At 38.0% G+C, this 20,094-nt stretch carries 16 protein-coding genes and 1 pseudogene; 8 read left to right on the top strand and 9 right to left on the bottom strand.

Annotation, left to right across the window (positions count from 1 at the left end):
- Positions 1–438 carry a GNAT family N-acetyltransferase gene (locus OGI71_RS03250; protein ID WP_282253860.1) on the bottom strand — a complete coding sequence of 146 codons (438 nt, stop codon included), beginning with the start codon at positions 436–438 and terminating at the stop codon, positions 1–3.
- A 104-nt stretch (positions 439–542) separates the two neighbouring features.
- Positions 543–857 (bottom strand): hypothetical protein, encoded by a 315-nt coding sequence (locus tag OGI71_RS03245; RefSeq protein WP_282253859.1) that lies wholly within the window; start codon positions 855–857, stop codon positions 543–545.
- Between the two features lie 396 nt (positions 858–1,253).
- Between OGI71_RS03245 and OGI71_RS03240 the strand changes: the two genes are divergently transcribed.
- Positions 1,254–1,841 (top strand): suppressor of fused domain protein, encoded by a 588-nt coding sequence (locus OGI71_RS03240; protein WP_282253858.1) that lies wholly within the window; start codon positions 1,254–1,256, stop codon positions 1,839–1,841.
- Between the two features lie 127 nt (positions 1,842–1,968).
- Here OGI71_RS03240 and OGI71_RS03235 read toward each other — a convergent pair whose 3' ends face one another.
- Both OGI71_RS03235 and OGI71_RS03230 read right to left on the bottom strand, forming a co-directional pair.
- Entirely contained in the window at positions 1,969–3,120 is a 1,152-nt protein-coding gene (locus OGI71_RS03235; RefSeq protein ID WP_282253857.1) for an NAD(P)/FAD-dependent oxidoreductase, read from the bottom strand.
- A gap of 33 nt (positions 3,121–3,153) precedes the next feature.
- Complete coding sequence (locus OGI71_RS03230; RefSeq protein WP_282253856.1) at positions 3,154–3,909, bottom strand: AraC family transcriptional regulator; 756 nt, start codon at positions 3,907–3,909, stop codon at positions 3,154–3,156.
- Between the two features lie 558 nt (positions 3,910–4,467).
- On the opposite strand from OGI71_RS03230, the gene OGI71_RS03225 reads away from it, so the two are divergent.
- Together OGI71_RS03225 and OGI71_RS03220 are read left to right on the top strand one after the other, a co-directional pair.
- Positions 4,468–5,064 (top strand): hypothetical protein, encoded by a 597-nt coding sequence (locus tag OGI71_RS03225; RefSeq protein WP_282253855.1) that lies wholly within the window; start codon positions 4,468–4,470, stop codon positions 5,062–5,064.
- A 639-nt stretch (positions 5,065–5,703) separates the two neighbouring features.
- Positions 5,704–5,841: pseudogene (locus OGI71_RS03220) on the top strand (helix-turn-helix domain-containing protein); the annotation flags it as partial.
- A 54-nt stretch (positions 5,842–5,895) separates the two neighbouring features.
- Here OGI71_RS03220 and OGI71_RS03215 read toward each other — a convergent pair.
- From OGI71_RS03215 to OGI71_RS03195, 5 genes are all read right to left on the bottom strand, one after another.
- Entirely contained in the window at positions 5,896–6,687 is a 792-nt protein-coding gene (locus OGI71_RS03215) for an SDR family oxidoreductase (RefSeq protein WP_282253854.1), read from the bottom strand.
- A gap of 41 nt (positions 6,688–6,728) precedes the next feature.
- The gene (locus tag OGI71_RS03210; RefSeq protein ID WP_282253853.1) at positions 6,729–7,310 is read right to left on the bottom strand and encodes a TetR/AcrR family transcriptional regulator; all 582 of its coding nucleotides are present in this window, start codon (positions 7,308–7,310) and stop codon (positions 6,729–6,731) included.
- A gap of 59 nt (positions 7,311–7,369) precedes the next feature.
- A complete protein-coding gene (locus OGI71_RS03205; RefSeq protein ID WP_282253852.1) occupies positions 7,370–8,290 on the bottom strand; it encodes an AraC family transcriptional regulator in 921 nt (306 codons plus the stop codon).
- Between the two features lie 21 nt (positions 8,291–8,311).
- Positions 8,312–9,142, bottom strand: a complete 831-nt coding sequence (locus OGI71_RS03200; RefSeq protein ID WP_282253851.1) for an SDR family oxidoreductase — start codon at positions 9,140–9,142, stop codon at positions 8,312–8,314.
- 245 nt (positions 9,143–9,387) lie between these two features.
- On the bottom strand, positions 9,388–10,794 hold the full coding sequence (locus tag OGI71_RS03195; protein WP_282253850.1) for a sialate O-acetylesterase: 1,407 nt from the start codon (positions 10,792–10,794) through the stop codon (positions 9,388–9,390).
- Between the two features lie 453 nt (positions 10,795–11,247).
- Between OGI71_RS03195 and OGI71_RS03190 the strand changes: the two genes are divergently transcribed.
- The 5 genes from OGI71_RS03190 (at position 11,248) to OGI71_RS03170 (ending at position 20,073) form a co-directional block, all read left to right on the top strand.
- Positions 11,248–11,790 (top strand): RNA polymerase sigma-70 factor, encoded by a 543-nt coding sequence (locus OGI71_RS03190; RefSeq protein WP_282253849.1) that lies wholly within the window; start codon positions 11,248–11,250, stop codon positions 11,788–11,790.
- 226 nt (positions 11,791–12,016) lie between these two features.
- Positions 12,017–13,168: a FecR family protein gene (locus OGI71_RS03185; RefSeq protein ID WP_282253848.1), complete on the top strand. Its 1,152-nt coding sequence runs from the start codon at positions 12,017–12,019 to the stop codon at positions 13,166–13,168.
- 171 nt (positions 13,169–13,339) lie between these two features.
- Positions 13,340–16,816 (top strand): TonB-dependent receptor, encoded by a 3,477-nt coding sequence (locus tag OGI71_RS03180; protein ID WP_282253847.1) that lies wholly within the window; start codon positions 13,340–13,342, stop codon positions 16,814–16,816.
- 88 nt (positions 16,817–16,904) lie between these two features.
- Positions 16,905–18,872, top strand: a complete 1,968-nt coding sequence (locus OGI71_RS03175; RefSeq protein ID WP_282253846.1) for a RagB/SusD family nutrient uptake outer membrane protein — start codon at positions 16,905–16,907, stop codon at positions 18,870–18,872.
- A 34-nt stretch (positions 18,873–18,906) separates the two neighbouring features.
- Entirely contained in the window at positions 18,907–20,073 is a 1,167-nt protein-coding gene (locus OGI71_RS03170) for a DUF1735 domain-containing protein (protein ID WP_282253845.1), read from the top strand.
- Positions 20,074–20,094 lie beyond the last annotated feature (21 nt).

The raw sequence follows: 20,094 nt of genomic DNA, 5'->3' as shown, positions 1-20,094 counted from the left end.
TCATCTTGAATGTCCGTCTGGCGCTCGTTCGCAAAGATATCGGAATTTCGGTTTTGCCGGATTCTTATATTCATCATTCCAGTCCTGGAATCCGTTCTTTACCCAACCTGATTTCGTATAGAATTCTTTTGCTCCTGTATTTGGGGCCGTTCCAAGCCAAACAAATTCTTTTCCCGTGGAAAAATACCAGTCGAGCATTATTTTCTGTAACCTGCGTCCGATTTCCTTCCCTTCAGATTCTGGGGTCAGAAATAACGCCCATATATTATTTTCCTTTAAATCTGCAATTGCAAATCCTACAATTTGGTTATCTATTTCGCACCCCCAGCCTTTCCCTCTTTCAAATAAAAACTCTTCACAATCTTTATCACTAACAAGGGCCGGATCGGATATCTGGATTTGTGCTATATCTTCAATTTTTGCTTCTCTAAATACCATGGTTAAATAAGGCTAACATTCAATTTTTACCCGATTACATCCTGAAATTGAATGTTAGCCGATTTGGTCTGATGGCTGAAAAAAATTATTCTATCTCTGTTTTATTAATCAATAACTTTTGAAATTCCTTTCCTATAACGGGATTTAATGATATGTTGAAAGTTTAGCTTCATGTGCCCCAGGTCGATCTCATTATCGTCAATATATTTCGTGTCAAATGTAAAAGCTGATATCTTCATCTTATTCGGACTTATTTCATAAATAACCTCGTTGGAAAAATAGAGATGATCTAAAGGAACAAGTGAATTGTCTTCAGTCAATGCAAAGTCTAAAACCCATCTACCTAACAATTTATCGCTTTGCGCAAACAATGGATAAACGAATAGCAGTAAGACTAAAAAAACAAATATGGTCTTCATGTAAATAGTATATGGCCTATGGCGTAATAAATTTACATAATGATATCGAAACAGACAACGATAAAATTGAACGCTATCACAGAACAATAAAAAATGTAGTTAATCTTGATAGATTTTATTATGCCAAGAAACACATAGTAGCCTCAAAAAAGTTTGTGGATAGGTATAATAACAACCGATATCACGAATCACTGAATAATCTCACGCGTTCGGATGTTTATTACGGTCGCGGGAATTTGATATTGAAGAAAAAGAAGAGAAATAAAAAAACAAATACTTTTTCAACAGAAAGACTGAATATTTAAATCAAAAATTAATAGATTTATAAAGGAAAATACGCTCTAGCAATTTGTCTGCTTTCTTTTTAAGACTTACAAAACATTCTCATAGTAAAATATGTTTAAAAATTTATTTAAGAAAAAATTGTCACCATCGGAACAGTATTTAAATCATCTAAATAAAATCTTTAAGAAAGAACCTCTTTTGTTTAAAGAAGATAGTTTAGATAAAAGCCTTCCTGGTGTTACAACAATTGTTTACGAAAATATTCCTGAAAAGGGAATGATAACATCATTTACCTATGGGCTTTCTTTAGGAAATCATCCCGATTGGAAAAATGGCAGACCCGAACTCACTTTAACGGTTAGATCAGATAATTTTTCTTGGGGAAGAGTTGTGGGCTATTTAGCTAATCAGTTACGAGATAAATGCCCTTTTTCTTATGGCGATCCTATTGATTTTCAAGAAAAAATCTCTGATGATTCTGAAATGGACGGATTTTTAGTATTTGCTCCTTCAATTTTTAATAATAAAAGTGACTATAACAATCTTGATATTGGTGCCAAATACAAAATTTATATAAAAGGAATTTACCCAATATATTCATCAGAGATTGAAGTAATGCCAAAATTGGGATTTGAAAGATTTTGGAAACATCCGAATTTTGATTTGTATAACATAAATAGAAACAAAATTACCGAATAAAAATACTTACAGCTGACAAGATGGAGATTTCAAAAACCGTTGATCAGTTAGCATAAAAAAGCTGTAGACTCTACAGCTTTTCTGCTTTTAGTTTCACTATTTCATCACCCGAAAAAATCAGTGTGTTTTATATCCCCTTGTTGAACATAGTCAACAATTTGTCAAGCCCACTTTCAGTGTGTAATATTTCAGTGTTTACTAAAGTATCTTTTGTTACTGCTGCTGCTCTTGCCTGCATTTGTTTTTCGTAATCTGAAATTGCAGTCTGAATGTCTGGAAAATTGTCACTTGTCAAATTTTCTGCCAATTCAAAAGCGTCTTGCATGGCTTGATTTACCCCCTCGCCTGCGTATGGTGGCATACGATGAGCCGCATCGCCAAGCATTGTCAAGTTTGGTAATGTTGTCCAAGTTTGATCTAATGGAAAATGATATTGCGGACGTGGCATACACCAAATTTCATTACTTGCAAAAAGCTCTTGCCATTGGTCACTCCATGACGAGAACGCGACTTTAAACCAATCAAAAACTTGTTCTTTGTTGTTGAAGTCAATGCCGCTTTCCTGCACCCAATTTTCGGAAACTTTACAACCGGTATAAAACGATAAACTGCCCTCTCCTTTTGTACTTAAGATAATTGATTGTTCGTTTCCAAGAGCAAAAACTTTTCCCCCTTTTGTGATTTCCCAAAGTTTCGGCGCGTTTTTTTCGGCGTTGTAAATATTACCTTCAACAATCGTAACGCCAGAATAAATTGGCTTAATGTCGGTAATGTGAGAACGGATTTTTGAGTTTCCACCATCAGCTGCAACGACAATGTCAGCGTAAAAAGATTTTCCGTTTTTGAAATGCAAAAGCCAGCCATTCTCCTGTTTTTCCATTGAAATGAACTGACTATCCCAAATAATAGTATCTTCATGCAATGAGTTTATTAAAATATCGCGCAAAGGGGCACGATCAATTTCAGGACGATCTTCCTGATAATCATGTTGAATCTCGTGGTCATCCATTTTGATAATGGCTTGGTCGTCTAACACTCTTAAGCGTCCCGCGTCTGGTCGAAAGCTGGCCTTAAATTCGTTCATCAAATTTGCTCTACGAAGAGCTTCCAAACCACTTTCTTCGTGTAGGTCTAGTGTTGCTCCCTGTTGGCGAACTTCTTTGTTTATATCACGTTCATATACTGTTACATTTGCTCCTTTTAATTGTAAGAGTTTGGCTAACGTGAGTCCGCCAGGACCGCCGCCAACGACTGCGATTTTCTTGCCTTGTAATTTCATATCCAGTACAATTTATTTTTTGACTGAACAAAATTACTTTGACTCGAGCGTTGAAAATTGTATAAAACGCTCATTTTGGTTCTTCAACAATTCTTTTGGTGAAACACCAGAAAGTTTCTTGACTTCTTTAATGAAATGGGATTGGTCGGCAAAGTTTTGTTGTGGAAACAATTTGCCTTCTTTGATGTGTTGAAAGGAAGCACGGAAGCGGATAATATTACAATATGCTTTTGCTGTAAGTCCGAATTGCTGATTGAAATAACGATTGATCTGTTGCCTACTCCAAAACGATTTTTCTGAAAGTTCTTTGATTGTAGTCACTCCATTTGATGAATAAATGAGTTCAAACAGTTTTCGTTTCCTGTTGTCTATTTCACTTGGCAAAAGTGACTGTATTTTTTTTGTCGCTTTCTCGCAGAATAAATCAAAGTCATTCAGGTCGTCCGCACTAAAGTTCCAAAAATTAGGTGGCAAGATTGTTCCCTTGTCCACTAAGTTGGCGATGTTGGTTTGAAAAATATATTTTATTGCAAGCGGTTTAAAACTTATGGCATAAGTTTGTCGTAAAGGCGTAATGGTCGCTTGGCCTGGTTGCGTTTCGATTCCCAAAAGCGTAATGTGGAAAGGCTCTGTTGCAGATTGCGTAAAAAACAGATCAACTCTTCCGTCTGGCAATACTACAACCTCTTTATCAAGGTCTGATTGGTTTTGTAAAAGCCAAAAACTTTCAACAAAGTCCGCAAGCGATTTGTCAGGTTTTATTACTTTATATTTTAATTCACTTTCCATTATTTCAGTCAGTTCTTACGTAATAGCATTTCCCGTGAAATTTGCTACGGCACATACAGTAAAGAGGCCTCAAACCTGCAACCAAAAATATTATCCATATAATCAGTGACAAAAATATAACCTTACTTTTTATTTCACGAGTATAAATTTAAAAAATCTTAGCGAAAAACATCCTGGAGATCTATTCCAAGGTACTATGCTCCTGCCGCTACCCCATCCATACAATAAACGAGAGCGATTTTGGATTTGGTTCCACCCCTGCTATCAAGTAAGCCAAGAGGTAGCTTACCTAAATGATATGTACAAGTATCTGGATAATGAATGGTTTGACGATGGTGTCATGGAATCCGGTGACTATAAGTACTATCTTGCGATGCCAAAGATCAGATCAAGGACGAAATTATAACAAGTTATTTTAATAAATTTTCCTACTGCATTAACCGCTCGCAAAATGCGATAATTAAATAAAATTATATCCTTTAATCACCAGTGATAGAATTGAAATGATTAATTTTAGTCAATGAGATACAATGAATTGTAAACCACTAAAAATAGAGTATGAAAAAAATGTTTTTTGCTTCTGTTATGGCCTTATCTATTCTCTCCTGCAGAGAAAATAAATCTGATAATTCCCCTGTAGACAACGTAGTAGATAATGCGGGCTCGTCAACTTCCGATTCCTTTAAAAGTAGTTATCGGAGCGATGAGGTGACTGTAAACCGTATCTATTTTGAATTGATTAAAAACGATAAAAATCTGACGGCGCTCAATACCAAAATAGTAGACACCTTCGAGGAAACCGAAAAAACTTTGGCCGTCTATAAAAATATACTTAATACCTCTACCTCTTATTATCAGGATGCTCATCTTCAGACAAAATCTATCACAGATTCATTAGTCAGGCAACAGGTAGAAAAGGAAATTACGGCCAGTTCTGACCAGTACGATCTTAAAGTAAAAAATATAAAGGAACGGATGGATCTGATCAACAAAAATAGTGAGACCTTGACAAGCCTCTATACCGCTTTTAAAATCAGAAAGACGCTACCTGAAATTGAAAAATACCAAAATGCACATCCTTTTCAAAAAGATAGTCTGGATCATTTCATTCATAAACAGAACAGCCTTCTGGAGGAATTAAAAAATTTAAAATAATATATTCATGATTTATACAACGAAATGGCTGACAGATAAAACACGTGTTGAAGAACTTGTAGATTTTTTTATCGCCCACAAAGCAGTTCTTATAGAAAATAAACAATCGGTGCTGAGGTATCCCCTTTTTGATAATAACCTAACAGTACTGGAATATTGTTAAAAATTGAAAAGGTATGACTAACTTGATCGTTACTTTAATAGAGAGCAACTCATAAGATACTAACCAGTTGCATCCTTTGTCGGATAGTTGGGACATTAATAATTCTTTCCAACATTTTAATTACTTATGGAGATGCTTATTTGCTCTATCGATACAATTTTTGCAAGGGGTGTTATTGGTATGCGATGGAATATGAATCTATACTTTATTTCCGAATTGCTATCGGCGCAATTGGTATATTGTTAGGGACTGCATTGATAGGTGTAAAAATTAGACATTGGCTTATTGTTTTGATTATCTATGCACTAATTTTTAAAGGTCAATTTGAAGCAGAAAAGATTATTTACAACATAGAGACCAGCCGTCAGCAGTGATCGTGAAGAATTGAAATGAAGGCTGCTCTCACATAATTTGAAGTAGTCAAGACTTAATCTGACAGTTGCAATAAATTAACAGCTGAAAAATAGATTAGAGTTTTGACTACACAAGAGAAAATCGTCAAGAATAAATTGGGTGTTTTAGAACTTGCTCAACACTTAGGAAACGTATCAAGATCCTCTAAAGTAATGGGTTATTCCAGAGATCGCTTTTACAGATTCAAAGAATTGTATGATCAAGTCAGATGTCCAATATACTGCTCCATAGATATTCTAAACATTCGATATGGATTATATAATTTTCAATACACCACTATCTGCTCTTAAGCTAGACCCGTTAGTTGCAATAGAGAGTGGACTTGAAAGATAAACAGCTAAATTTGCAATTTCAACCGGATCGATAAATCGCTGGAGTAAAATATGTGAATTGGATTGAGTAATGATTGCATTTTTCATTGACTCAACTTCTAGATGATTTGAAGATGCAATTTGTTCCACGGTCCGGGCAACTCCATCGGAATAGGTTGGACCACCCAAAATCGTATTTACAGTTACTTCAGTTCCTTTGGTTAACTTGGATAATCCGTTGCTCAAAGCGCTCATTGCCGCTTTTGACATTCCGTAATGGATCATATTTTCTGGTACATTCACACCTGATTCGCTGCTGATAAAAATAATTCTTCCAAAATTTTTCTCTATCATTCTTGGAAGTAATTTCTTGGACAGACGCATTCCGCTCATAACATTTACCTCAAAATAATCGTACCAGTCCTTGTCAGCTGTTGTATAAAAGTCAGCAATCCCGAATATTCCCACATTGTTGACCAAAATATCAATGTCCGTCAGCACTAAAAGTAATTTTTCTACTTCATCGACCTTAGAAAAATCCGCCACAATTGCATCGATATTACTGTTAGGAAATTGCTTTTTTAAGTCTCCTAGTGCCTGTTGTGTTTTAGCCTCACTCCTACCATTGATGACAACAGAAGCCCCTTCCTGTAAAAGTTTCTCTGCGACAGCAAAGCCAATACCCTGGGTAGAACCACTGATAAATGCACGTTTTCCTTTTAATTGTAAATCCATTTTATTTTTGTAATGATCGTTAAACAAATATGTAAAAAAAATTATCTTAGTATTTCAAGTTGTAGATTGATTTGCTCTTTAAGTATTTTCGGATCAGGATATAGCCTTCTTAATGAATTGATGCCACACCAAACCGTAACCAGGTATTTTGCCAACACATCTGCAGGCACAGTTGTTTTGAGAATTTTATTATCCTTTTCTCTCTCAATTGCGTACCTGTACAAAGCTTCAGTTTCTTTCAGTATTTCTGCCGCTTCCTTTTCAAGCTCCTCGTCTGTACAACTCATTTCTACAATCGTATTAGCAATGATGCAACCTTTTTGATGGGCGATCTTATCTGCATGTGCAAGATTTAAAAAAAAGTCCTTAATCAAGGTAATTGGTGTATCGCTTTTTTCCAATATAGCTTTAAAAGCCATAAAATCCGCTCTCCTTTGTTGCAGTGCTTTTTTGAACAACTCTTTCTTACCACCTTTGAAATTATTATACAAGCTTCCTGCACCTGCTCCAGTTGCATTGCTCAAGTCCGTCAATGAAGTAGCAAAATACCCTTTTTTCCAAAATACTTGCTGAGCATTTAGAATAATTTCCTCGTTTTGGTATATGTTGGGTCTCCCTTTCACTTTTATTAATGTAATGAACGTTACAAAAATATATAAAAAAATCTATTCTACAAAATTGATCAGTTAAAGGACTGACGAAAAGCCACTGGAGTCTGATTGGTCACCTTTTTAAATAATTTGCTAAACGACTGGGAATATTCAAACCCTAATTGAATGGCAATCTCACCAACCGTCATTCTTGAAGTAGCCAGAAGTTCCTTCGCTTTTTCAATCAAATGTTGTTGAATATATTGTTGTGCGTTCATACCAATTGAATTTCTTAGTAAATCACTTAAATAATTTGGTGAAATGTTAAGTTGAGAGGCGATCGATTGTACAGTCGGCAATCCACTACTTAATCCAGATTCCGAATGGAAATAATTATTTAAGATTTTTTCAATATCGGCTAGCAGATCATTATTAATGGCCTTTCTGCTAAGAAATTGACGGTTATAAAATCGATTCGAATAGTTTAGCAGTAAGTCAAGATGTGAAACGATCACATCTTGACTATAATTATCAATATTGTCTTTTAGTTCTTCCTGCATTTGTTTCAAAAGTGAAGAAATGATCTTTTCTTCCTTTGCTGAAAGGTGTAAAGCTTCAGCGATTTGATAATCAAAAAAACCATAATCACTGATATTTATACCCAATGCATAGGGACGTATAAGTTCGGATTTAAAAACGAGCATATACCCGGTAACAGGATTGTCGCTAACTGCTTTCACCGAAAATACTTGGCCCGGTTTAGTAAACGTCATCATGCCTTCATTAAAATCGTAATCTCTTTGTCCATATTTCAACGTTCCATTGCTTCCCTTTTTTATAGTGATGCAATAAAAATCGTTGGCAAAATACTTCCATACGTCACTATGTTTATAACTAAGGATTTCAAAATCAATCACACTGATTAAAGGATGATCCGGTTTTGCAAGTGCAAAAAGTTGATGCAATTCCGAAATGGATTTGATGATATACGGTACGGAAAATCTCTTCTTCATATTTGTAAATTTACAAATAATTTAAAAATCTGTCGAGAGCGATATCTGTTTCCAATCATCTAATTCTTTAGCTTCATTTGATCTGTGAAGTAATATTGATTCATAGCTATCTGTACCTAGTGGCAAATGTAATGGAGGTTCATCATGCATCGTCAAATCGCGCAAAACTTTTGCTAACTTTGTAGGGTCACCAGGTTGATTGCCATCAAATCCTTTTAGTACCGCAACATGTTTAGCAACATGATATTCAGGAATATGATTGCTAGCTACAGCTAATGTACTATCACTCATGAAATTTGTTCTAAACATTCCTGGCGCAATTACTGTAACATGAATTCCAAATTTCCTTACTTCTTGTGCCAATGCTTCCGAAAGACCTATCACAGCAAATTTAGAAGCGTTATAACTTCCGGTATTGGCATATCCAATATACCCCATATTGGATGAAATATTAATAATGTGCCCAGATTGTTGCCCACGCAAATAAGGCATCGCGTTTCGGATAATATTAACCATTCCGAAAACATTTACATCCATCGTTTTTCGAAATTCGAGGTCACTGATTTCCTCTAAACTTCCAACCAGAAAATACCCTGCATTATTTAATATAACATCTATATGTCCGAATTTCCTAATTCCCTTTTCAATTGCTGATTTTACTTCAGTTTCATTGGTAATATCTACTTGTAATGGTAGAAAAAATTCTGTTTCTAAACTGATATTCTTAATCTGTTCTTCTAAACTGCGTGAAGTTGCAATAACGCTGTCACCATTTGCTAAAATTGTTTTTGCAACCTCTAAACCTATACCTTTGGACGCACCCGAAATAAACCATACTTTCTTTTTGCTCATAAATAATTCTTTTTTTATGGTACAAAGTTCATCAAGTGTTTTTTTTTGTATGTGTTCAAATCAAGGATTTTTGTGTTCGAACAAAGTTCTTACATAGCCCTACTTTTATTTTTTAAATGAAATACTTTAAAATTAAACTTTCAGTTGGTTTAAAATACATTGACAAGTATTCCTTTAATTATGATATTTTTTATTAAAACTATCATTTTCTTGAAACAATTCTTATTTCGAGAAAATGAATCATGCTACTTTGTCTTACTCGTATCAACGGGCCATTCATCAGTCCTGAACGGCGCCATGGGTAATCCTTTTTTGCTAAAAATATTACCGATCCCAGTATTGCTAAATTGATATCGAACAGCGACCGGATTTTTTACTTCCTTATTTGAAACGATCATCTGTTTACCCTTGATTTCCACGGTGGCGGGATAAAATATCTTGTCCGCGCCAGCAATAAAAGTTTCATTAAGTTTCTTTCCTTTTACCATTAACCCCTCATCGGCATTATAAAAATCAAGTACAACTTGATTTCCCCGCACATCAAAAGACTTAATCATTGGACTTTTATAACTCCCTATGTTTAAACCATATGTTTCAGCAAGAGCATAATTTGCAAGACGTAAACCCACATCTTTCTTATTGGAAGGATGAATGTTTAACGTATCAGTTACCAAATCTGAGACGACGACCATTCCAGTTTTTTCTGTGCTCAGATTCTTAGCTTGAGCTTCTCTGAGCAATGCTCCTACATTATAGTTGCGATACCTATTGGGGGCAATCTGTACATAATAAAACGGAAAGTTTTTGTTCCAGGCTCTACGCCATGAACCTATCATGATATCCATTAATTGCGTATAACTTGAAGCTGTCTCAACGTTGCTCTCCCCTTGATACCAGATGACACCCGCCACATTAAAATTAATCAAAGGTGCAATCATCGCATTATAAGCGTACCCCGGAGCAATAGGCCACCCAGATGAGGGCTTCTTTTTCTCTGCCGCATCTTTTAAAATTGTGTTGCTCTCAATGAGTTCGCCGGGGATCCAAACTTCTGCTGGTGTGCCACCCCAATTACTGCTGATCAATCCAATGGGTACATTCAGCTCTCTGTTTAGTACCTTCCCGAAATAATAGGCAACTGCACTGAAATTTTTCAACGTGTTGCTGTCGCAGACCATCCAGTTTCCCTCATTATTATCTTGAGGGGCTTTCGAGGTTGCTTTAGCAACTTGAAAAAGTTTGATATTAAATTTGTCGAGCCGTGAAAATTCATCCTTGATAGAGGTAATACCATTGTAATAGTTCCATTCCATATTGGACTGTCCACTACAGACCCAAACTTCACCGATAAATACATTTTCGAGGACAATTTTATTTTCAGCTTCAAATACAATCGTATAGGGTCCCCCAGCTTTCGGAGTTTGAACCGGAATTTGCCAATTGGCATTTCCATCTACTGTTACCTCAACGGTCTTATTGTTCCAAGAGGTCGTAATTTTTATCTTCTCTCGCGGTTTGCCCCAGCCCCACAACGCTGTGGTCGACTGTTGCTGTAACACCATATTGCTCGCCAGGATACTTGGCAAACGGACGTCCGCACGTGATGAAAACACAAAAAAACACAACACCAGAAAGAAAAGAAGTTTGTTCATATTGATTGAATTTATAATTTAAGTTACCCGTAAATATCTCACAAAATTTTGATATTATTAAGGGGCAAGCGAAACCCTGACCTATGTACACGACTATGTCTTAACAATGTATAAACAAATATGCGTAGAAAGAAGCTCATCGACCAACAAAGTACATTTGGCATGAACATCTTACCCAAATCATGAGGTAAGTATCCTACATTTCCCAGGATATACGACTAACAAACTCATTTAAAAATCCTAGTGATGACATTGTATTTGCGCTATTATAAATCAGTCGGGACTATACATTTTTATTACAGGACATTCAATTTGGACAGATATTTGATTTGATTTAAGATCAACATACCTACGATATAAAATAATTTACGTAATATTGATCCCGAAAAATAGACCTCAATTATCTATCGCGCGACACAAATTAATATCGTAGAATAGGCTTTAAAATACCACATGGAATCATTGACCAAAGTCCACATTCAACAATTATTTGAACAGTACTATGTTGCTCTTGTGGAGTTTTCGTGGCGGATCGTCCAATGCAACGAAACGGCAAACGATATCGTGCAGGATGTATTTGTTAAATTACTTGACAAGCCCTATTCCTTGAGCTCGCACAGTGCAGCAAAAAAAAGTTACCTCTTCACCACTGTAAAAAATGCCTCTTTAAATTATCTCCGAGACCTGAAAGTATCTGAGAAATATATACAGCATACAGATTTCCATGAGCAGGACGATAAAATATTTTTAGATGCATTGATTTATGCAGAAATTGTTAGCCATTTGGAAAAAGCAATTGAGCGGTTACCCGAGGGTTGTCAACAGATCTGTAAGCTCGCTTATCTGGACGAAAAATCCAATAAGGAGATTGCTGAACATTTTAACGTTTCTATTAATACGGTCAAAACACAGAAACGCCGAGCATTGCTCCTGTTGCGCAAACAGCTCAATCCATTCTATAGAAGTATTAAAAATATTTTTTTATTATTTTTTTAAAATTCTTTTCACCTTTTCTTCTCCCCTCCGTGTCTTACTGTAGACTAGGCAAAAGTGAATACTTCTGTTTTACTTAAATAAACCGGAAAAATTGGAACTAAATATTTTTTTTAATTTCTTTTCACCCATTTTAACACAATCCGTGTCTTTGTATAAACAAAGTATCGAGGTTAGAATGTATGGATCAAAACAAAATTAGTACCTAAGTCCAAAAATAAATAGAATTATGGATTCGAAATATTTCAGAGCTGCAGAATTAGTTTCTCTCTATATACGAAAGGAAATATCCGATCAGGAACTTCAAGAATTGGAGCAGCTAACCATTGACTTTCCTCAGCTCAACAGCTGGATTGAAGACCAAGGATTGGATATGGAGGAAATCAACAAAAGACTTCTGTATCACCAAAGCATCAACAAGCAGGAAATCTGGCGAACTATTATCGGAAGATCTCAACAAAACAATAAAATAAAAATAAGTTGGAGACAGATCGCAGCAATGGCAGCCGCATTAATCCTAACATTATCCGTTGCATTTTACTTTTACCAACAAAGAATATTAAAAACAGATCAACAGAACGCACAAGTCAATACAATGATAACGCCCGGAAGCAAAAAAGCAACCTTGACGTTATCTGATGGGAGTAAAGTAGAATTAGGCACCAATTTATCAGATCGAATCTCTGATGGGAGCACTTCTCTTGAGATCCATCAAAATGGGCTGGACTATTCGAACAATAAGGCTCAAAAACCTACCATACACAAGCTTACGATACCAACGGGTGCAACCTATAACATTGAGTTGGCGGATGGTACCAAAGTTTGGCTTAATGCCCAATCCGAGCTTGAATTTCCATCTGTCTTCAGTGGCGAGGATCGGATCGTAAAAGTAACGGGAGAAGCATATTTCGAAGTTGCAAAAGATGCCAAGCATCCATTTAAGGTCAATGTCAATGGTACTGAGGTGCAAGCATTAGGAACAGCATTTAACATTAATACCCACCTGGGCAGCAACAAAATAAAGACGATATTGACCGAAGGCCGTATCAAAGTCACTGATGGCCGACAAAATAGGATCATAACCGCTGGACATGAAACAATCAGCGGCCAGGGAGAGATCGAAGTCAATAAAGCTGATATTGAGGAAGCGCTGTCATGGAAAGAAGGCTATTTTTATTTTAACAGCAAAGATTTAAAAGAAATCCTTGGCGAGATCTCCAGATGGTATGCCATAGATATTGATATACAGCGCAAACTGACCAATGAGCACTATAATGGTGGCATAAAACGAAGCGCTTCTATAGAGACTGTCTGTAAAACACTCAACGACCTAACTGGATTTCAGTTTACCGTGTCCCAAAGAAAACTCATTATAAAATAACCAATGAAAAACCAAAGTTATAAACCTAACATTTACTTAAAAAACCAATGAGTACATCTCCTAGACTAGATCTTACTTAGAAAAGTATAGGTCTGACCTTCGTCACTTGATAGGAAGCTTTATCAAGTTAAATTTTAACCAAAACACTAATTTATAAACCAGTCAAATGATATGGAAAGCAATTCTCATGTCCCATTTTTAAACCCATGCCCGAAATTCGGCAAGCCGAATAAACCATGGACAAGAGGCCTTATAGCCTCTGTACTCGTCAGTACCTTCTCCATGCTATCGGCAAATGGGATGGCTCAAACCTTAAATCTGGAGCTAAAAAACGCTCCTTTAACCAAAGCATTTTCTGAAGTACAGAAAGCTACCGGTTATAGATTTATCTACAGTGAATCTATATTAAAACATGCGCCCGCAGTTAATCTATCTGTCAAAAATGCTTCTTTAACAAACACCATGGATAAGCTAATGGAAAATCAGTCCCTGAGCTATGCCATTCACGATGGAACAATTGTGATCAAAGCTTTGCCGCCCAAAAAAACGGCAACGGAGAATAAAGTTCCTATAACAACGGAAAAAAAATCTCCAAAAGGTCAAACCTCCGGTACAGTTACAGACGAGGAAAATAAACCAATTGCCCGCGTTTCGGTCCAGGTAAAAGCAAATTCTCTCTTTGGAACAGTAACTGATGAAAACGGCTATTTTAGCCTGACGAATCTACCCGAAAAAGCCGTGCTCGTTTTCTCTTCAATTGGTTACAAAACTGTTGAGATCAATACTGCTTCGCTTACTACATACGAGTTGATCCAGCTCAAAGTAGAACTGAAAAAAGACAATGGTGCATTGGATGAAGTAGTTGTTGTCGCCCATGGTGTACAAAAGAAAATTAGCGTTGTTGCTGCGATGAGTACAGTCGACCCCAAGGAACTCATCACTCCCGGCCGCTCCCTGACCAATCAACTCGCTGGCCGTGTAGCGGGAATGTCTTTCAACCAGACTTCGGGACAACCCGGCAAGGACGGAGCCAATTTTATTATTCGTGGCATAAACTCCGTGAAGGGAAGTTCTGACCCATTAATCTTGATCGATGGATTAAAAAGATCGATTGATGATGTAGACCCCAATGATATTGCAAGCTTTTCTATTCTTAAGGATGCCTCTGCAACAGCAGTGTATGGATTGGAAGGAGCTAACGGTATCATTGTGATCACGACCAAAACGGGAAAGCTCTCTGAAAAACCCAGCGTCAATATGTCGATATCTTCCTCAGTCAACAATGCGACCTTTAAACCGCATTGGATCGACGCTGTAAAATATGCGCAAATGCGAAACGAAGCATTTGCAGTACGTGGGAAAGACAAGCCATATTCTGATGAGATCATCAAAAAATTTGGAGATAATGACATGGACTTTTACCCGAATGTCGATTGGTACAATGCACTATATAAACCTAATAATTTATCGCATAAAGGAAATTTCAATATCGGTGGCGGCGGCAATGTAGTGACTTACTATATGTCTGGAGGTTATTACATAGAGGACGGAATGTTTAAGGGAAATCTCCAATCGTACAATTCAAATGCGAAATATAACCAGTTCAATTTTAGGTCTAATTTAAAAGCTGATATCAGTCCGACAACGACATTGGGACTCGGATTTGACGGGCGCTACAATACAACGACAGAACCCGGACAGGGGACGGATAAAATCCTTGATATCATCAATGAGATCAATCCGACCCTCTTCCCTACCCAATACTCCAACGGAACCGCTCCAGAAGAACCAGCCGGTGTAAAAAATCCTTTTTCGATGCTCAATAAAACTGGTTTTACCCGCGGCTACTCCAATGTGATGAATACCAACCTCAATATTACACAAAAACTTGATTTCCTATTAAAAGGGTTATTTTTTAACGGTATTGCCTCTTTTTCGAAAATCAATAATTATACACATCAATATATTAAGGATTATCAAAAACACCGTCCTGATTTTGCGAACAGTTACAACGGTACGGGCCGCGATAAAGATGGAAATCTGGTCACACTCAATACCACCCCTGATCTAGATGACAAAATGCGATTTGAACCAACAACACCTACAGGACACCGTGTTGTTGAAATACAGGGAAGTGCCAATTATGCCCGCGATTTTGGAAAGGATTTCACGACAACAGCTTTTGTACTGTACAAACAACGTGAGTATATGGATGATGTCCCTAATGATAACAATGGGAATTCCCTTTTGGTTAATGCTTTACCGACAAGGGAGCAATCTATTGCGGGACGATTTACGGCTGGTTTTAAAAACCGCTATTTTGCAGATATTAACTTCGGTGCTTCGGGGTCACAAATGTTCACGCCTGACAAGCGCTGGTCCTCGTTTCCCTCTATTGGTTTAGGCTGGATCCTATCGGAAGAAAAATTTTGGGAAGGAATGAAAAAAACGGTCAATCAATTGAAATTTCGTGGTTCTTATGGTGTAGTGGGGGCTCCAGGGGATGCCAGACGCTTCGGTTATATGGCGACAACGGGTTCTCTTGATGGCTATACTTTCGGTTTTGGGGGTACGGCATATAGTGGTACAAATATTCCCGGAGTGGGAGAAAGTCGCTTGGAACAGCTTGGTCTTACCTGGGAACAAAATAAGAAGATGAACCTCGGTATAGAACTTGGCCTGTTCAATCAATTTAAAATGATACTGGATATTTTTAGAAATACACGTGAAGGCCAGTTAATTGACCTGAACAAACTTCCGGCAACACTGGGTTTGAGTTCTGTACCAAAAGCTAACCTTGGAAAGATGTACTCCAGGGGGTTCGACCTAGATATGTCGTACAGTAAAAATTTCGGCAATTTCCGAATCAATTATATTCGTGGAATCCTGACCTACAATATAAATACGATTGTAGAAAATGGGCAACTTGATCCCAAAATGCCTTACCAAAGTGGTATCGGACTGGACTGGGGGCGTGACCTGAATTATATCTCTTTGGGTCTATTCAAAGATCAAGCTGATATCGATAATAGCCCTGTGCAAACCTGGAATAAGGTCATGCCTGGCGACATCAAGTACAAGGATATTAATGGGGATGGTCTCATCACGCCAGAAGACCGTATTTGGTTAGCGAGTACAGACCCCAAATGGACCTATTCCCTCGCCCTGGATTTCAACTATAAAAATTGGACCTTCTCCACCCGTGTGATCGGAAAATCGGATGTATTCCGTACCCTTAATGGTGGACGTATCCCGTTCAATGCCTCAGGAAGCCGTGGTGCGATCTATGAAGTTGCTTATAACGATCACTGGATACCTGAATCTTACTCGGGTACTAAGACAACGGAAAATCCAAATGCTGCCTATCCACGTCTGGGCGTTGGTTCGGAAAACAGCAATAATGCACAGCAGTCCACCTTCTGGGAACGTGAGGCTTCTTATTTGCGCCTGGCGGATGCCGAATTAGGGTATACCTGGATGCCAAAAAATAGCAAACTTCCGTTCCAGAATATCTATTTCTATGGACGTGGTGACAATTTGGCAACGTTCTCAAAATTCAAGGACTGGAATCCCGAACAGAAATCCTCGTATGCTTACCCATTAAAACGCACATATTCTCTTGGTATGAATGTCAGATTTAAACTGTAAATCAGCATAACATTTTAACAATAGATCATCAAAAGAAGTGAATCTACGAGACACTACAAACACAATATGATTAAATAAAACTACTCCAATGAAAATACTCAACATCAAAAACATAGGCTTAGCGTTTGCATTATTGACTATCGTAAATATGCAGTCCTGTAAATACCTGGATGCGGAGGAATATCTGCATGAGGTCGACAATCTTAACGATATCTGGACCTCCCGTAAAAATATTCGTGAAGCCTGGGCTGCCTGTTACGGCCATCTTCCCAATTTTACTGATATGCATCAATCTTGGCCATTCAGTGGGGCCGGCGATGAAGGCCACGCAGGCCTGGATACGTATATGGCCATGCAACTATCACAGGGTAAGTACAATTCAGACAATATGCCATGGGAACTGAGCTATTGGTCAAAATTATATCGCGCGATACGGGCTTGCAATCAATTTTTGGAAAACTCCCCACAGGCTAATGATAAATTGATTAAAGAGGGCGAGCTTGAAAGCTATCAAACGGATGTGCGCTTTTTGCGCGCTTATTATTATTCATTGATTTTGGAAATATATGGTCCCTTTGTTATCGTTGATAAAACGGTAGATTACGCGAATGAGGCCAACTACCCAACAAAACGGGCTACGCTGGAGGAATGTGTCAATTTCTTAACCAACGAATTAAACTTGACCATTCAAAAACTACCAAGCCAGGCACAGATATTGACCTCTGATCTAGGTAGACCGTCCAAAGCTACGGCCATGGCAACAAAAGCACGTATACTACTATGGGCGGCAAGTCCGCTAGTCAACGGTAACACAGAGTACAATAGTTTTGTTAATCCTGAGGGGCAACCTTTCTTTGGCAAAGGATACGATGAAAATCGCTGGAAAAAAGCCGCCGATGCCTACAAAGCAATTATCGACTTAAATCAATATCAATTGTTCACTTTGCCAGCCAACAAAAACTACAAAACTGTGCCCTTAGGTGACTTTCCGGGTAATACTATAGCTTGGCCAAATGGACCTGCCGGTATTGACCCTTATAGATCCTTCAAGGCCCTATTTAGCGGTGGTGATGACTATTGGAACACGGAAGTGATCTGGCAGGTAAATAGACAAAGTCAAACCTATAACCTAACGGCATTGGGATGGCCTCGAGGTCACAAAGCTTCCAATTCACTCAATAGTTCGCGTATAGCCGCCACGCAAAAAATTGTTGATGGCTTTTTTATGAATAACGGCGCAACCATCGAAGAAGAGAACCAGAAGCTCTATAAGGATTTTTCGACTTCATCCGCCGCCGATGGGTATTATATCTTGGGCGATGGTAGTTCGCTCAATTCGCCGATCCATACCAACTTTTTCAACGGAAATCGATTCCCTGCCGTACCAAACCGTGTACTGAACCGTGAACCACGCTTTTATGCTACGATCGGCTTTCACGGCCGCGGATATAAACAAGATGATAAGGTAGATCCATTTTATTATGTCGATTATAGACCCGAAACCGCCGATGGTTATTTTGAGACCGATCGCCCCTCATTACGTACCGGTTATGCCGTTGTCAAATACATCAATGACGATGATATGCGCATAGAAGGAACTTATGAAAAACAATACCCGGTATTCCGATTAGCGGAAGTTTATCTCTCTTATGCTGAAGCGCTCAATGAAAGCCAACCCGGACATCCGGATATCCTAAAATATCTCAATTTGGTGCGCTATCGGGCAGGGCTTCCAGGATATAACCAAGGATCTAAAGAAGAAATCCGAAATAAGATCAAACATGAACGCCTGGTGGAAATGGCGTTCGAAGGAAAGCGCTATTTTGATATCCGACGCTGGAAGGATGCTGAAAATGTCCAACGCGACAACTGGGGCAATCCCAAAGGATCAGGGGGGCCGGTGTACGGAATGAATTACAAAAAAGCAGATATTACTTTTTATGACCGTACCATTATAGATGGTTATTCCTTCAAGAAAAAGGACTATTTCTTCCCCTTACCGTACAACGATGTCGCCAACCATTGGGGTAAGCTCATCCAAAATCCGGGATGGTAACCATATATTGTATTATTGATTCTTATATAACATAATGATGAAATCTAATTATATAAAATACTTTTCGCTGCTTGCCATCTGCCTTTTTTGGGCAGCTTGTGGTAAATTGGATTATGAAAACAAGGAGTTTTATAAGCAGGAATTATATATCGTAAATGCTGAATCGACATCTGCGTCAGAGCGTTCCATCACAGCAATACAGGCTTATACATTCGTGGATACGCTCAAGATCCTTAACGACAACTATGATGTAGAACTTATCGAAGACCTCCGGGACGGATTCTTTGAGGTGAAGTTTAAAATCGGAATCGGTGGCTCACTCACGGCCGACAAAGATATTTCCGTCAACGTTGCCTTCGACCAAGAAACGCTCACCGACTTTAACATTGAAAACAATACAGCATATTATATTCCTGAATCTTCATTGTATAAAACAAACACACCCTATGACCCAGTAACAAAAACCTTTACAGTAACCATTAAAAAAGGTACAGCATCCAGCGCGCTTATTTTTGCGATACCGATCAAACGTACAGACAGTAAGGCCTATGCCAATTTTGCATTTCCGGTAAGAATAGTTGAAAGCAATAGCATGCCCCAGAATCGTTTTTACGATAACTTTCTGATTGCTAACCTCATTGTGGACGCCCAAAGGGTAGTCAATTGGTCCGGTTTTCCCATCCCAAAACTCCCAGAAGGAAGATACCATTCCGCACGATTGCAGGCTAACGCCGCAGAAAATAGTGTAAACGGTGTACATTATAACTATAAATACATTACACGGTTGAGTAACGATCCAAACGATAAAGGTCAATTTATGATCTGGGGAACCGGGTTATGGAGTTTTGAGGTATTTGGACTACATGGAAACGGTTGGATGTACAATAAATTATTTTTAAATGATGAGGCCTACGGTACTTACACGTTGGAGCCTATCGCAATCGGAGATAGTAGATTTCCTCAGGGCACCTTTGCATATGCCACAACACAGGGAACTAGCACTGACAACACCTATGATCCGAAAACCAAAACCTTGGTATTGCATTACAAAAATGTAATAGGTCAAGATTATACGGATGTGCTAACTTACATTGATGATAAATTGGACATCCGCGATGCTAATACATCATCTGGTCCTCGCAATTGGCAGTATGTAAGACAACAAGGCTATAAAAATTGGCTACCTATCGATGCAAAATAAAACAATTATATCTCATCAATT

The organism is Sphingobacterium sp. ML3W (assembly GCF_029542085.1).
Taxonomy (GTDB): Bacteria; Bacteroidota; Bacteroidia; order Sphingobacteriales; family Sphingobacteriaceae; genus Sphingobacterium.
Note: the sequence above shows the minus strand (reverse complement) of the source record. Positions and strands in the feature narration are given on the sequence as shown.